Annotated in this window: 7 protein-coding genes; 5 read left to right on the top strand and 2 right to left on the bottom strand. The window is 72.7% G+C overall.

The window, feature by feature from the left end; all coding sequences use genetic code 11:
- Window positions 1-88: 88 nt before the first annotated feature.
- Complete coding sequence (locus OG381_RS35100; RefSeq protein WP_443061958.1) at window positions 89-3,175, bottom strand: beta-N-acetylglucosaminidase domain-containing protein; 3,087 nt, start codon at window positions 3,173-3,175, stop codon at window positions 89-91.
- Window positions 3,176-3,242: 67 nt separating this feature from the next.
- Between OG381_RS35100 and OG381_RS35105 the strand changes: the two genes are divergently transcribed.
- The 5 genes from OG381_RS35105 (at window position 3,243) to OG381_RS35125 (ending at window position 12,754) form a co-directional block, all read left to right on the top strand.
- Window positions 3,243-4,466, top strand: a complete 1,224-nt coding sequence (locus OG381_RS35105) for an MFS transporter (RefSeq protein ID WP_443061959.1) — start codon at window positions 3,243-3,245, stop codon at window positions 4,464-4,466.
- Window positions 4,454-6,217, top strand: coding sequence for a glycoside hydrolase family 35 protein (locus tag OG381_RS35110; protein WP_327720013.1), 1,764 nt, complete (start codon window positions 4,454-4,456; stop codon window positions 6,215-6,217). Before OG381_RS35105 ends, OG381_RS35110 begins: the two co-directional genes overlap by 13 nt.
- Window positions 6,217-8,544 (top strand): beta-galactosidase, encoded by a 2,328-nt coding sequence (locus OG381_RS35115; protein ID WP_327720014.1) that lies wholly within the window; start codon window positions 6,217-6,219, stop codon window positions 8,542-8,544. Before OG381_RS35110 ends, OG381_RS35115 begins: the two co-directional genes overlap by 1 nt.
- Window positions 8,545-8,658: 114 nt before the next feature.
- Window positions 8,659-9,720: a LacI family DNA-binding transcriptional regulator gene (locus tag OG381_RS35120; RefSeq protein ID WP_327720015.1), complete on the top strand. Its 1,062-nt coding sequence runs from the start codon at window positions 8,659-8,661 to the stop codon at window positions 9,718-9,720.
- Window positions 9,721-9,925: 205 nt separating this feature from the next.
- Entirely contained in the window at window positions 9,926-12,754 is a 2,829-nt protein-coding gene (locus tag OG381_RS35125; RefSeq protein WP_327720016.1) for a SpoIIE family protein phosphatase, read from the top strand.
- A gap of 9 nt (window positions 12,755-12,763) precedes the next feature.
- Here OG381_RS35125 and OG381_RS35130 read toward each other — a convergent pair whose 3' ends face one another.
- Complete coding sequence (locus tag OG381_RS35130) at window positions 12,764-14,605, bottom strand: ATP-binding SpoIIE family protein phosphatase (protein ID WP_327722628.1); 1,842 nt, start codon at window positions 14,603-14,605, stop codon at window positions 12,764-12,766.
- Between the last annotated feature and the right edge of the window lie 229 nt (window positions 14,606-14,834).

Here is a 14,834-nt window from a genome sequence, read left to right on the forward strand (position 1 = left end):
GTGCTGGTAGGGAGGGTCGCGGGGAAGCTGCGGGCCGGTGGGGGCTGGTCGCGCAGTTCCCCGCGCCCCTGGGTGGGGAAGCCGGCCGCTACTTGATCGGTACCGGTGTCAGGGCTACCGCCAATGGATAGGCGCCGGTTGTCAGCGGGGTCCCCGGGGTTCCGGTTGTTGTGTCGACCGGGATCAGTTTGTTTCCGTCGGCCGTCGTGACGTACGCCGTGCCGCCGCTCCAGTCCAGGCCCACGTCGAAGGCCGACCTGCCTACCGTGACCTTGGTGCCCGGGGCGCCGGTCACCGTGTCGACGGGCGTGACGTAGTCGCCGGTGCTGGGGCTGACCCACAGGGTCCGGCCGTCCGGTGACAGGCCGAGTCCGTATGCCTGGCCGGTGACCAGGAGCGTCGGTTCGGTGTCGTTCGTGGCCGTGTCGATCGGGGTCACCGTCGAGCCGCCGGAGTTGGACACGTAGACCGTCCTGCCGTCGGGTGCGGCGACGACGTTGAAGGGCCTCGGGCCGACGGGGATCGCGGTACCCGCCTTCGCGGTGGCGAGGTCGACCGGGCTGACCGTGTTGTCGTGGATGTTGGCCACGTACAGGGTCGTGCCGTCCGGGGTGATCGCCATGTTCTCGGGGCCGTCGCCCACCGTGACCGGCGTGCCCGCCACCAGGGTCGAGGTGTTCACCGGCTGGACCGTCCCGTCCGTGTAGTTGGCCACCCACAGCGTCCCGCCGTCCGGCGTGAGCGCGAGCCCGGCGGGAACGCGGCCCACGGCGACCGTGCCGCTGGCCGTGCCGTTCGCCACGTCGATGACGCTGACGGTGTTCGAGCCCTGGTTGGCGGCGTAGGCGGTACGGCCGTCGGCGCTGACCACGACCTCGCCGGGGTTGGCGCCGACCGCGATGTTCTTGGACGTGCCGGTGGCCAGATCGATCGAACTGACGGACGCGCCACTGAAGTTGGCGGTCACGGCCTTCAATGAGCCGGTGTTCTCGGTGACTTGGACGGGGATCGCCCGATCGAGGATGCCCGTGCCCGACACCACGACCGAGTGGACGCCCTCGGTGACCCCGGTCACCGTGACGGTGGCCGAGGCGCTGCCCCCGGCCGGGACCGTCACGGTGCCCTGGTCCGGCGAGGCGGTGACGCCGTCCGGAACGGCCAGTTTCCAGGTGACCGTGCGGGCCTCCTTGTCCGAGAAGTCGAGCGTCACCGTCTCGGAGGCGCCCGGCTTCAGGGAGAGTGAGCGCGGGGAGAAGGCGGCGTCGACGCCCGGGTCGGGGGCGGTCTCCAGCATCGTCGTATAGAGGAACTGGTCCATCACGCCCGGCGAGACCTGCTCGGGTACGGCGTCCAATTCCTTGCGCGCGTCCCGGAGTCGGGACCAGTACGTCGACACCGCCTCCGCGTCGCCCCGCTTGTTGGCGAGCAGCAGATCCACGGCCGTCCGCCCCGCGCTCCCGTACTGGCCGAGCTTGCCCAGCCAGGCGGACGTCTCGTCGAGGAACCCCGGGTTGTCGAGCCGGGCCCGCAACTCGGCAGGGGTGGCGGCCATGTCGGTGAAGTACGAGCGCAGCGCGGAGGCGGCCCGGTCGAGCCCGCGGTCCTGCTCGTACGCCGTGCGGAAGTCGGCGATGAGTTCGGTCAGGGTGGGGGACTCGGTCGGGTCGAGCTGGGAGGAGTAGTTGTTCTCGGCGAAGATCCGCAGCCATCTGGCGGCGCCGGGTCCGGCGAGGTCGCGGACCGAGGCGAGGAAGGCGGCCCGGGGGTCGTAGGAGTCCGGGTTCCAGAGGTAGGCGGCGGAGGTGAACAGCGCGAGCCTGCTCGCCTCGCCCTGGACCATCGGGTTGGCGGTGACGCCGGTCGCCGCCTTGGCCGCGCCGGCCTCCCGTCCCGTGTAGGGGCCGAGGAGGAGTCGGCTGGTGACGTAGTCGTTGACCGGGTAGTTGTCCCAGATCAGGATCGGGTGGCCGAACACCTCGCGGGCCTGGGCCACCTGCGCGGCGGTGATGGTCGGCGCGATCACTCCCGTGCCGGTCCACTCGACGACCACGGAGGGGTCCAGCTTCTCGCGCAGGGCCGTCTTGTAGGGGGAGTCGGCGAGGTCGGAGTACTCGGTGGGGACCATCTCCAGGGGGGCGAGGCCGGTGTGGCCGGCCGAGAACGCCGTCCACGCCTCGTTGAGGAGATGGGCCTGGGCCGTGCCCGCCGCTCCTCCGCCCGTGCCGAACTCCCGCTCGTCGGCGGCGCAGTTCCACTTGGTGTAGCTGATGTCGTCCAGCGGGAGCGCGAAGGACCGCACGCCGATCGCGTACAGCGAGTCGAACTTGCGGGTGAGGGCCGCGATGTCGGAACCGGACGAGTAGCAGACCGACAGGCCGGGGGAGAGGGCGTAGGTGAAGCGGACGTGGTTGGCGGCGGCGCGGACGACCAGTTCCTCGAGCCGGGCCAGTTCCGCGGACGGGTACTCGTCGCGCCATCGGTCGCGCAGATACGGGTCGTCCTTGGGGGAGTAGACGTACACGTTCTGCTTGGTGCGGCCGTAGAAGTCGAGCTGGCTCAGGCGCTCGGCATGCGTCCAGGGAGTGCCGTAGAAGCCCTCGACGACTCCGCGCAGCGCGGCGGTGGGCCAGTCGCGGACCCTGGTCTCGGGCAACGTGCCCGAGGTGCCGAGGAGTTGGCGCAGGGTCTGGGCCGCGTAGAAGGTGCCGGTGGCGTCGGATCCGGAGAGGGCGAGAAGGGTACGGCCGTCCCGGCGCCCGGACGCCAGGGTGTAACCGCCGGAAGGGAGTCCGGCGGGGGACCGGGCCCCCAGGCGCTTCAGTGCGGCGGTGGTGCCGGGGCCGTCGAGGTAGACCGTGAAGGCGGCCGACGCGGGCGGCTTGTCGACCGTCACGATCCGGTCCGCGCCGGCCTCGCGCAGCGCGGCCTCGACGACCTCGCGGGCGGAGGCGTCCGTGTCCGGGCCGACGACCTCCACGACCCGGTCGGGGACCGTGAACCGGCCGGGGCCGCTCTGCGTGCTCTGGGGTTTCGGCCAGACCTCGGGGGTGGGCTGCCGGGGTGCGGCCGATGCCGGTGACAGGGACGGGGTGGTGAGACCGGCGGCCATCAGCAGCACGGCGGCCACCCCCGCCGATCTCCTGGAGAGTCTCGAACGCAAGGTGAATTCATCCACCGGCGGAGTCTATTGATGCTGATTCAATCATTCAATAGTGCCTCTGTCGGCAATCTTGACGGGCCGGATGTTACCGGTAACATTTCCTGTCGTGCTCCGAGAAACCCGTGCAGTCGAAGCTCCGGTGTTCAGCCCGGCCGCCGTCGTCGCCTCGTGCGTCGGCTTCGTTCTGATCGGTGCGCTCCAGGCCCTCTACGGGCCCGCCATCCCCGCCTTCCGTGAGGAGTTCGGGCTGTCCCCGTCGGCCGCCGGACTGGGGCTGAGTGCCCACTTCGTCGGTGGGGTGGCCGGGGTATTGCTGTTCGACCGGTGGTTCGGGCGGATCGGCAACCGGCGGATCCTCGGCGCCTCGTACCTCCTGATGGCCGTCGGCGCGGCGGGCTTCGCGCTCGCTCCCACCTGGCCGCTCGCGCTCGCCGCCGCCCTGCTGGCCGGGCTCGGCTTCGGCGGTATCGACTACGGGCTCAACCAGCTGTTCGCCGTCGGCTTCGGACATCGCTCGACGGCGATGCTGAACATCCTCAACGCCCACTTCGGCATCGGCGCGATCCTCGGACCGGCCGTGATCGGCGCGGTCGGCGCCGAGCACTACCCGGCCGTCTTCCTCACCTTCGCGCTGGTCGACCTGCCGCTGCTGTGGTGTCTGAAGGGCGTACGGGACAAGGCGCCGCAGCAGTCCGGCACGGTCCCCGGCTCCGGTGCCGTCCTCGGCCGCAGCCTCGGCTCGGTGCTCGCCGTGTTCGTCGCGCTGTACGTCCTGCACGTCGGCATCGAGGCCGGCGTCGGCGGCTGGGAGCCCACCCATCTGGAGACCGTCGGCTACGGCGCCGGGGTCGCCGCCACCGCCACCTCCGTGTACTGGCTGATGATGACCGTGGGCCGGTTCCTGGTCGCGCCTGTCGCGCTGCGCTTCTCGGCGCAGACGATCATCACGGTCTCGTGCGCCGGAATGACGGTCTGTCTCCTGCTCGCGTCCGTCAGCGAGTTGGCGCCCTACGCCTATGCCGGCGTCGGGCTGTTCATCGCACCGAACTTTCCCACCGGACTGCCCTGGCTCCACCGGGCCGCCCCGCAGGCCCGGCGCGCCGGAGCCCTGGTCATCGCGGCCTCGATGGCCGGCGGTGTGGTGGCCGGACCGGCCCTCGGCAAGGTCATCGAGTGGTCCGGCATCAAGGCCGTACCACTGCTGCTCGGAGGGGTCTCGGCGCTGTGCCTGGCCGCGACCCTGTGGCTGATCCGCAGTACTTCATCCCGCTCGCACCGAAGGGGAACACCCGCATGCCCGCACTGACGACGACGTCCGACGGTTTCCTGCTGCACGGCAGGCCGTTCCGCATCCTGTCCGGCGCCATGCACTACTTCCGCGTCCACCCCGACCAGTGGGCCGACCGGCTGCGCAAGGCCCGCCTGATGGGCCTCAACACCGTCGAGACCTATGTGCCGTGGAACGTCCACCAGCCCGATCCGGAGGGCGAGCTGGTCCTGGACGGCCTCCTCGACCTGCCCCGCTATCTGAGCCTCGCCAAGGACGAGGGGCTGCACGTCCTGCTCCGGCCCGGCCCGTTCATCTGCGCCGAGTGGGACGGCGGCGGTCTGCCCGGCTGGCTCACCTCGGACCCGGACATCCGGCTGCGCAGCTCCGACCCCCGCTTCACCGGCGCCGTCGACCGCTACCTCGACCTGCTGCTGCCCCCGCTGCTGCCCCACATGGCCGAGGCGGGCGGTCCCGTCATCGCCGTCCAGGTGGAGAACGAGTACGGCGCCTACGGCGACGACAGCGCCTACCTGAAACACCTCGAACAGGCCTTCCGTAACAGGGGAGTCGGGGAGTTCCTCTTCACCTGCGACCAGGCCGACCCCGAGCACCTGGCCGCCGGCAGCCTCCCCGGGGTGCTGGCCGCCGGCACCTTCGGCGGACGGATCGACGCCGCGCTGGACCAGTACCGCGCGCACCGGCCCGAAGACCCGCTGATGTGCGCGGAGTTCTGGATCGGCTGGTTCGACCACTGGGGCGGCCCGCACCACACCCGGGACGCCGCCGACGCCGCCGCCGACCTGGACCGACTGCTCTCCGCGGGCGCCTCCGTCAACATCTACATGTTCCACGGCGGCACCAACTTCGGCTTCAGCAACGGCGCCAACCACAAGCACGCCTACGAACCCACCGTCACGTCCTACGACTACGACGCCCCGCTCACCGAGTCCGGCGACCCCGGCCCGAAGTACCACGCCTTCCGCGAGGTCATCGCCCGCCACGCGTCCGTCCCCGACGAACCGGTCCCGGCTCCGGCCCCCAAACTCCCGGCCATCGCCGTGGAGTTGAACCGTCGCGCGGCCCTGCTCCCGCACGCCGACGCCCTCGCCGCCCCGCTGCGTACCGAAGACCCCGCGATGATGGACGAGTTGGGCCTCAGCTCCGGATACGCGCTCTACCGGACCACCGTCCCCACGTCCGGCCAGGGCCTGCTGTACTTCGCGGGCGGCGTCGGCGACCGCGCCCAGGTCTTCCTGGACGGCGCCCCCGTCGGCGTACTCGAACGGCGCCACCACGACGAGGCCCTGCCCGTGCTCGTGCCCCGCCCCGGCGCCACGCTGGACGTGCTCGTGGAGAACATGGGCGGCGTCAACTACGGCCCCCGCATCGGCGCCCCCAAGGGCCTGCTCGGCCCGGTCTCCTTCAACGGCACCGTCCTGCGCGCCTGGGACAACCACCCGCTGCCCCTGACCGACCTCACGGCCGTGCCCTTCACCCCGTCGGACGCCACCACGGACGCCGTACCCGCCTTCCACCGGGGCACCTTCGAGGTGGCGGAGCCGGCCGACGCCTTCCTCGCCCTGCCCGGCTGGACCAAGGGCCAGGCCTGGGTCAACGGCTTCCACCTCGGCCGCTACTGGAACCGCGGCCCCCAGCACACCCTCTACGTGCCCGCACCGGTCCTGCGCCCCGGCACCAACGAACTGGTCCTGTTCGAACTGCACGCCACCACCGGCACGACCGCCCGGCTCACGGACACCCCCGACCTCGGACCGGAGATCTCCTGATGCCGCACCATCTGCGCGTACCCGCGCCCTCCGGCCCACCCCTCACCGGCCACCTCCCCTTCACCGACGCGCCGGGCGTGCCCGACCCGATCGAGGTCACCAGCCGCTGTCTCACCCGTGGCGGACGTCCCTGGTTCCCGGTCTCCGGAGAGTTCCACTACACCCGCTACCCGGCCGGGGAGTGGGAGGAGGAGCTCCTCAAGATGAAGGCCGGCGGTGTCACCGTCGTCGCCAGTTACGTCATCTGGATCCACCACGAGGAGATCGAGGGCCGCGTCCGCTTCGACGGCGACCGCGACCTGCGCCGCTTCGCCGAACTCTGCGCCCGCCACGGCCTCGACTTCATCCCCCGCATCGGCCCCTGGGTGCACGCGGAGGTCCGCAACGGCGGCCTGCCGGACTGGGTGGCGGCCCGCGACTGCGTGCCGCGCACCGACGACCCGGTCTATCTGGAGGCGGTGGGGGCGTGGTTCGAGGCCGTCGCCGAGCAACTGCGCGGTCTCGACCGGGCACACGGCGGCCCCATCGTCGCCGTCCAGATCGAGAACGAGCTCTACGACCAGCCCGGCCACCTGCTCACGCTCAAACGTATGGCCCAACAGGCCGGACTGAGCGCTCCCCTGTGGACCTCGACCGCCTGGGGAGGTGTCCAACTCCCGCCCGACGAACTGCTTCCGCTGTACGGCGGCTACACCGAGACCTTCTGGACCGAGGCCGACGGCGGCTGGCCCGACACCTGCCGCAAGCACTTCTTCTTCACCCACCAGCGCGACGACGAGGGCATCGGATCCGACCTGCGCCCGGTGCACGTCCGCGGCAGCGCCCCGGACGCCAGCGCGGACCGATTCCCTTGGGCCACCTGCGAGTTGGGCGGCGGCATGGCCGTCTCCTACCACCGGCGCCCGCGCGTGGACGCCGCCGACATCGCCGCGCTCGGGCTCACCAAGATCGGGTGCGGCTCGGCGTGGCAGGGGTACTACATGTTCCACGGCGGCACGAATCCCGCGGGCGAACTGACCTCGCTCCAGGAGTCCCACGCCACCGGCTACCCGAACGACCTGCCCGTCCTGACGTACGACTTCCAGGCACCGCTCGGCGAGTACGGGCAGTACCGGGCCACGTACGACGAACTCCGGCTCCAGCACCTGCTGTTGGCCGACTTCGGGCATCTGATCGCGCCGATGGAGTCGGTGCTGCCCTCTACGCGGCCGCTCGGGCAGGACGACCGGGACACACTGCGCTGGGCCGTACGCGGTGACAGCGGTTCGGGATTCCTGTTCGTCAACAACCACCAGCCCCACGAGCCGTTGCCGGATCACCCGGGGACGTCGTTCACCGTGGAGTTCCCCGAGGGCGGCCCGGTGAGCCTCCCGAGCGCTCCCGTGACCGTCCCGTCGGGGGCCACCTTCTGCTGGCCGCTGCGGCTCGACGTGGCCGGGCTGCGCGTGGAGTGGGCGACGGCGCAGCCGGTGTGCACGGTCCAGGACAGCGGTCGTACCGTGCTGGTGCTCGCCGCGGTGGCGGGCATCACTCCCGAACTCGCCCTGGACGAGGGCACGGTGGGCTCACTGAGCACGCCGTCCGGGCAGGTCACGCACACCGGCGGCCGGGTCCTGGTCACCGGGCTGCGGCCCGGTACCGACGCCCTGGTCGAGGTCGAGACGGCGGCGGGCGGCCGCGTCGGGCTGCTGGTGCTGGACGCGGCCACGGCACGGACCGCCTACCAGGGGGAGATCCGGGGCGCCGAGCGGCTGGTGCTGTCCGACGCCGGTGTGGTCTTCGACCGGGGTGAGGTACGGCTGCACAGCACCGTGGAGCGGCCCTCGTTCGCCGTGTTCCCCGCGCTGCCCGCCCGGGAGGGGGCGCCGGACGGGGTGTTCACCCGGTACACCCTGGCGGCGGACGGCACCGGTGCCGGGGAGGCGCCGGTCACCCTCCTCAGACCTGCCGGTCCCGCGCCCGAGCCCGCCACCGGGGTGCAGGGGCGGGCCAGTGCGCCGGCCGACAAGTACTTCGACACGGCGGCCGCCGAGTACCGGGTCGACCTGCCGGAGGAGGTGCCGCCGGGGACACTGCTGCGTATCCACTGGACCGGGGACGTGGGGCGCGCCTACGTGGGGGACACCCTTGTCGCCGACCAGTTCTTCTCGGGACGGGTGTGGGACATCGGGCTGGACCGGATCCCGGCGGGGCCGCTGCGGCTGCGGGTGCTTCCCGGATTCGAGGGCGCCGACGTGTACGTTCCGCCGGAGGCCCGGGACGGCTGGGGGAGGGCGGACGTCGAGCGGGTGGAGCTGGTGACTGTTCGCCGTAGGGCCGTGGGGTGACGTGTCGGCCGCGGGTGCGTGGGGGGCTGGTCGCGCAGTTCCCCGCGCCCCTTGGGTGCGTGGACCGGTCGTATGCTGAAGCCGTCCCGGCAGCCTACTGAGGAAGCGCCTCCGATGAGCTCCAGCGCCGCTCCCGCCCCCAAAGGGCGCAGTCGACGCAACTTCGCGGGCTCGCGGCCGGTCATGGACGACGTGGCGCGGCTGGCCGGAGTGTCCAAGCAGACCGTTTCGCGGGTGCTCAACGACAACCCGGCCGTCCGTCCCGAGACGCGTGAAGTCGTGCAGGCCGCCATGCGGAGCCTCGGCTACCGGCCCAGCCGCAGTGCGCGGTCGCTGGCCAGCGGACGGACGCGGATGCTCGGGGTCATCTCCTTCGACGCCGCCCGCTACGGACCCGCCAGCACCCTGACCGCCATCAACACCGCCGCCCAGAAGGCCGGTTACCTGCTGAGCTCCATCGCCCTGGACGACACCGCCGACCACGCCACGGTCGCCGCGGCCGTGGAGCGGCTGTCGGCCGAGGGCGCGGACGGCGTCATCGCCATCGCGCCCCAGCACCGGGTGGGACAGGCGCTGGCCGACACCCACCTCGACACCCCGCTGGTGGTCCTGGAGAACGAGATCAGGGGCGGCACCCAGCTGGTCACCGCCGACTCCCGCAACGGCGCCCGCAAGGCCGTCGAGCACCTGCTGCGCCTCGGACACCCCACCGTGTGGCACATCGCGGGGCCCACCGGCTGGACCTCCGCCGACCAGCGCCTCATCAGCTGGCAGGACACCCTGAAGGCGGCGGGCGCCGAGGTGCCCGAGCTGCTCATCGGCGACTGGAGCGCGGACTCCGGCTACGACCTCGGCCGGCGGCTGGCCCGGCGCCCGGACGTCACCGCCGTGTTCGCCTCCAACGACCAGATGGCCCTCGGTCTGCTGCACGCCCTCCACGAGGCGGGCCGCCGGGTCCCCGAGGACGTGAGCGTCGTCGGCTACGACGACATCCCCGAGGCGGCCCATCTGCTGCCGCCGCTCACCACCGTCCGCACCGACTTCGCCGCGATCGGCCGGCGTTCGCTGCGGCTCCTGCTGGACCGGATCGACGGGCGGACCGAGGAGCGGGTCGAGCCGCTGATCCCCGTCGAGGTCATCGTCCGCCGCAGCTGCGGCCGGCCGCCGCGCGGCTGACAGCCCGCCTCGTCTCTTCAACAGGCCTCTGACCGAACGTCAAGGACGACGGTCGAACATGGGGACGAAAGGTGCCTCCGGGGCGCTTCAGGACTTTGTTGTGATCGGTATCACAAAGGGTCTAGGGTGAAAAACGACTGGGAGGACTCCGCCGGGGGGCGAGCCGAACGGCGGCGCGCCACCGGGTCCGTCGCCGGGTAGGGAAGTGATCCTGTTGTCCGTCGCCTGGGACGACATCGGCGGGCTCGTCGATGCCCACGAACGTTTTCTGGCCGGGGCCCGAGTGGACGCGGACGTCCGGGGCTCCGTGCTCGACTCCTGGAAACGGTGCAGGTCCGTCGGGCTGGAACCGGACCGCCTCCAGGCCGCCTACGCGCCGGACCTCACCCTGGACGACCCGCTCCTGCACGCGGCCGAGCCGGTCCTGAAGAACCTCGCCACCTCGCTCTCCGAGGCCGGCATGACCATCGCGCTGTGCGACGGACAGGGCCGCATGGTCCAGCGGCTCGGCGGCGGACGACAGCTCTGCGACCGCCTCGACGAGGTGAACTTCGCCCCCGGCTTCGACGCCTCCGAACGGGTCGTGGGCACCAACGGCGTCGGCACCGCGCTCGCCGAACGCAACCCCGTCTACGTCGTCGGCCGTGAGCACTTCGCCGACTGCCTCCAGCCCTTCGCCTGCGCCGGCGCGCCCGTCCGCAACCCGCTCAGCGGACGCATCGAGGCCGTCCTCGACCTCACCTGTCTGCGCGACGCGGGCGACCCCGCCATGCTGCGGCTGGTCCGTGAGGCCGCCCACGCCATCGAGGCACGGATGCTGGAGGTGGCCACGGACCGCGAGCGGGCCCTCCTCGCCGCGTACCGGCGGGCCACCGCCCACGCGTCGGCACAGTGGCGGCAGCCGGGGCGCCCGGACGGGGACGAACTCGGCCCCGTCGACCGGGCCGTGCTGCGCGAGAAGGCCGAGGAACTCCTCGCCTCCCCGCACCGCACCCTCGACGAGGTGACCCTCTCCGGCGGCCGCACCGCCACCCTGCTGCGCCGTCAGGTCCGGGGCGCGGCGGGTGAGACGGGCGTCGTCGTCGAGGCCCGCATCGTCGGCAGCCCGCACGTGCGCCAGGTCTGCCTCAGCGCGCCCGCCGCCCCGGTCACCCCGAACGCGGCCCTTCCACAGCCGGCCCCCTCCCCCGCACCGGTCCGGCCCGCGGTGGGATCCGCCGGACTGCGGACGGTCGTACCGACACCCGCCGAAGTGCAGTGGGACGCGCAGGGCGAGCCCGGGGCGACCGTCACGAGTGTCGGCGCGCTCCCGTCCGTCGCCGAGCGCGGCAGCGACGCCCCCGGGACGGACGCCCCAGGTGCCGACGCCCGGCTGCTTCTCCTCGGTGAGCCCGGTGTCGGACGGCTGGCCCTGCTCGCGCGCCGGCGCCTGGAGTTCCTGCACGACGCGGGCATGCGGATCGGTACCACCCTCGACGTCACCCGCACCGCGGAGGAACTCGCGGAGGCGACCGTCCCCCGGTTCGCCGACTTCGTCGCCGTGGACCTGCCGGACGGGGTGCTGCTCGGCGAGGAGCCGGGACCGCTGGGCGCGGACACCCCGCTGCGGCGGGTCGCCCTGGGCGCCGTACATGAGGAACCGCGTCTGCACCCGGTCGGCGGCCTCGTCCGGTACGCCGCGTCCACACCGCAGGCCCGCGGGCTGGAGGCCCGGCAGTCGATGCTCGAACCCGTGCTCGCCGCCGCCGGTATCCACTCCCTGGTCACGGTGCCGCTGCGGGCCCGCGGCGAGACCCTCGGCCTGGTCAGCTTCTACCGCGCCGAGAAGACCGCCCGCTTCGAGGACGACGACCTCTCCCTCGCCCAGGAACTGGCCGGCCGCGCGGCCATCTGCATCGACAACGCCCGCCGCTACACCCGCGAGCACAACACCGCGCTCGCCCTCCAGCGCAGCCTGCTGCCGCGGGGCCGGTCCGAGCAGAGCGCCGTCGAGGTCGCCTACCGCTATCTGCCGGCCCAGGCCGGCGTCGGCGGCGACTGGTTCGACGTCATCCCGCTCTCCGGCGCGCGGGTCGCGCTCGTGGTCGGGGACGTCGTGGGCCACGGACTGCACGCGGCCGCCACGATGGGCCGGCTGCGCACCGCCGTCCACAACTTCTGCGCCCTCGACCTGCCGCCCGACGACCTTCTCACCCACCTCGACGACCTCGTCGGCCGCCTCGACCGGGGCGAGGGCTGGGCGGCGGAGAACAGCCCCGACTCCGGGATCGTCGGGGCGACCTGTCTCTACGCCGTCTACGACCCGGTGTCCCGGCGCTGCACCCTGACCCGCGCCGGGCACCCGCTGCCCGCGGTCGTCGACCCCGACGGCACGGTGACCTTCGTCGACCTGCCCTCCGCCCCGCCGCTCGGGCTCGGCGGGATGCCCTTCGAGACCGTCGAGCTGGAGCTGGCGGAGGGCAGCCAACTGGTGCTCTACACCGACGGGTTGATCGAGGACCGGCAGCGGGACATCGACGCCGGGATGCAGAGGCTGGGCGCCGTCCTCGCCCAGGCCGGACGGCCGCCGGAGGAGACCTGCGAGGCGGTCCTGGACGCGCTGCTGCCGGCCCGGCCGAGCGACGACGTGGCCCTGCTGGTGGCCCGTACGCACGCCCTGGACTGCGACCGGGTCGCCCAGTGGGACGTGCCCAGCGACCCGGCGGCCGTCTCCCGCTTCCGCGCGGCGGTCACCGAACAGCTCACGGCCTGGGGCCTGGAGGAGCTGTCGTTCACCGTCGAACTCGTCGCCAGCGAACTGGTCACCAACGCCATCCGGCACGCCACCGGCCCGGTCCGGCTCCGGCTGCTCCGCGACCGCGCCCTGATCTGCGAGGTCTCCGACGGCAGCAGTACGTCCCCGCGACTGCGCCGTGCGAAGAACGAGGACGAGGGCGGCCGCGGGCTGTTCCTCGTCGCCCAGCTCACCGAGCGGTGGGGGACGCGCTACACCCCTGAGGGGAAGATCATCTGGACGGAGCTGGCGTTGCCGTGACGGACCCGGTCACGGCCGGTCGAGCTCGAACCAGACGATCTTGCCGGTGCTCAGCCGGGACGCTCCCCAGTGCCGGGCCACCCTGTTCACCAGGTACAGGCCCCGTCCGCCCTCGTCCGTGGCCCGCGCCTGCCCGAGCACCGGGAGCCGGGGCTCGTCGTCGGTGACCTCGCAGCGCAGCACGTGGGTGCGCAGCAGCCGCACGGTGATGGGCCGGGACGCGTACCGCACGGCATTGGTGACGATCTCGCTGACCAGCAGCTCCGCGGAGTCGCTCAGCTCCTCGAGCCCCCAGCGGGACAAGGTGCGCCGGACCAGCCGCCGCGCCCGGCCGGGTGTCGCCTCCGACGGTTCCAGGAACCAGTACGCCACGTCACTCGGCGCGATCCCCTCGAAGCGGGCGGCGAGCAGTGCGATGTCGTCGTCCCGGTCGCCCGGTCCGAGCATGTCGAGCACCTCGTCGCACAGCTCCTCCAGCGGCGGCGGACGCTCGGGGCCGGTCAGCCGCGCGGTCGCGGCGAGCTTCTCGCGCAGCTGCTCGATACCGGTCCACACGTCCCGCAGGCGCGATTCGACCAGCCCGTCGGTGTACAGGAGCAGGGTGGCGTCGGCCGGGGCGTCCAGCTCCACGGCCTCGAAGGCGACGCCGCCGACCCCGATGGGTGCGCCCGGGGGCACCCGCAGCACCTCGGTGCGGCCGCCCAGGTGCACCAGGATGGGCGGGGGATGGCCGGCGTTGGCGATGGTGATGCGGTGCGCGACGGGGTCGTAGACGCAGTAGACACAGGTTGCCATCCGGTCGGCGCCCAGCCGCTGGGCCTGTTCGTCGAGGTGGTGCAGCACTTCCTGCGGCGGCATGTCGAGACCGGCGAGCGTCTGGGCCGTCGTCCGCAGCTGGCCCATGACCGCGGCGGAGGTCATGGAGTGGCCCATGACATCGCCGACGACCAGCGCGACACGGCTGCCCGGCAGGGGGATCGCGTCGTACCAGTCGCCGCCGACACGGGCCGTCTCGGCGGCCGGGAGGTAACGGGAGGCCAGCCGGACGCCGGTCGGGCGGGGCAGGGTCTCGGGGAGCATGGCGCGCTGGAGTTCGTCGGCGATGTACGCCTCACGGCCGTACAGGGCCGCCTTGTCGATGCCGAGGGCGCTGTGGGTGGCGAGCTGGGCGGCGAGCAGGAGGTCGTCCTGTTCGAAGGCGGGGCGTTCGGGGCTGCGCAGGAAGAGGGCGGCGCCGATGACACGGCGGCGGCCGCGCAGGGGGGCGAGGATGGCGTGCTGTCCGGCCGGGGTCACCGACTCGCTGCCCTTGCCGAGGAGTTCGGGCAGGGCGGCCTGGGCCGCCGGGGAGTTGGTGAAGACGGGGCGTACGCCTCGCAGCACCTCGGCGAGCGCGCCGCCGCCCGGCACGGTGCAGCGCTCGGCGACGAGTTCGTCCAGCGCGGGTGGCCTGGGCCGTGGGTCGTCCACGAGCCGGAGACCGTCCTCCTCGGGCGGGATCCGGTCGGTCCGGTGCAGCCGCAGGACGAGCGGTTCGACGGGACGTTCGTCGCCGACCGGCAGCGGTTCGCGGAGGTACACGAGGATCGCGTCCGAGAAGGTCGGCACGCTGGCCCGGCACAGCCCGATCACGATCTCGTCCAGGTCGATACCGCGAGCGATCCGGCGGGTCGCCGCCCCGGCGAAGCGCAGCCGGTCGCCCTCGCGGCTCATGGGGGCGGGGGTCGTTGCGGAGGTCGGGGACGGTGGGAACGGTTTTCGCGTCCCGGCGGCGGGGGGTGGTGGTGAGGCGGTCGTCGGGGGTGCGGAGGCCGTAGACAGTGGGTCCGCGGTGTCGGTCGTGTCGGTCATGGCGGGTGTGGCTGCCGTGCGGGGTGAGGCTGTCGCCTCGCTCACGCCGAGTGCGGCCTGTGCCGAGAGCCGGTCGGCCGTCAGCACGTCGTCGGCGTCGAAGGCCTCGCGGTCGGGGCGGCGGAGGAACACGGCCGCGCCGAGCACGCCCCGCGCGTCGGACAGGGGGGCGAGGAGGACGCGATGCCCCTCCGGCAGCCCGGGAGCCTGGCCCAGCAGTTCCCGCAGC

The sequence above is a fragment of the Streptomyces sp. NBC_00490 genome (assembly GCF_036013645.1).
Classification (GTDB): domain Bacteria; phylum Actinomycetota; class Actinomycetes; order Streptomycetales; family Streptomycetaceae; genus Streptomyces; species Streptomyces canus_F.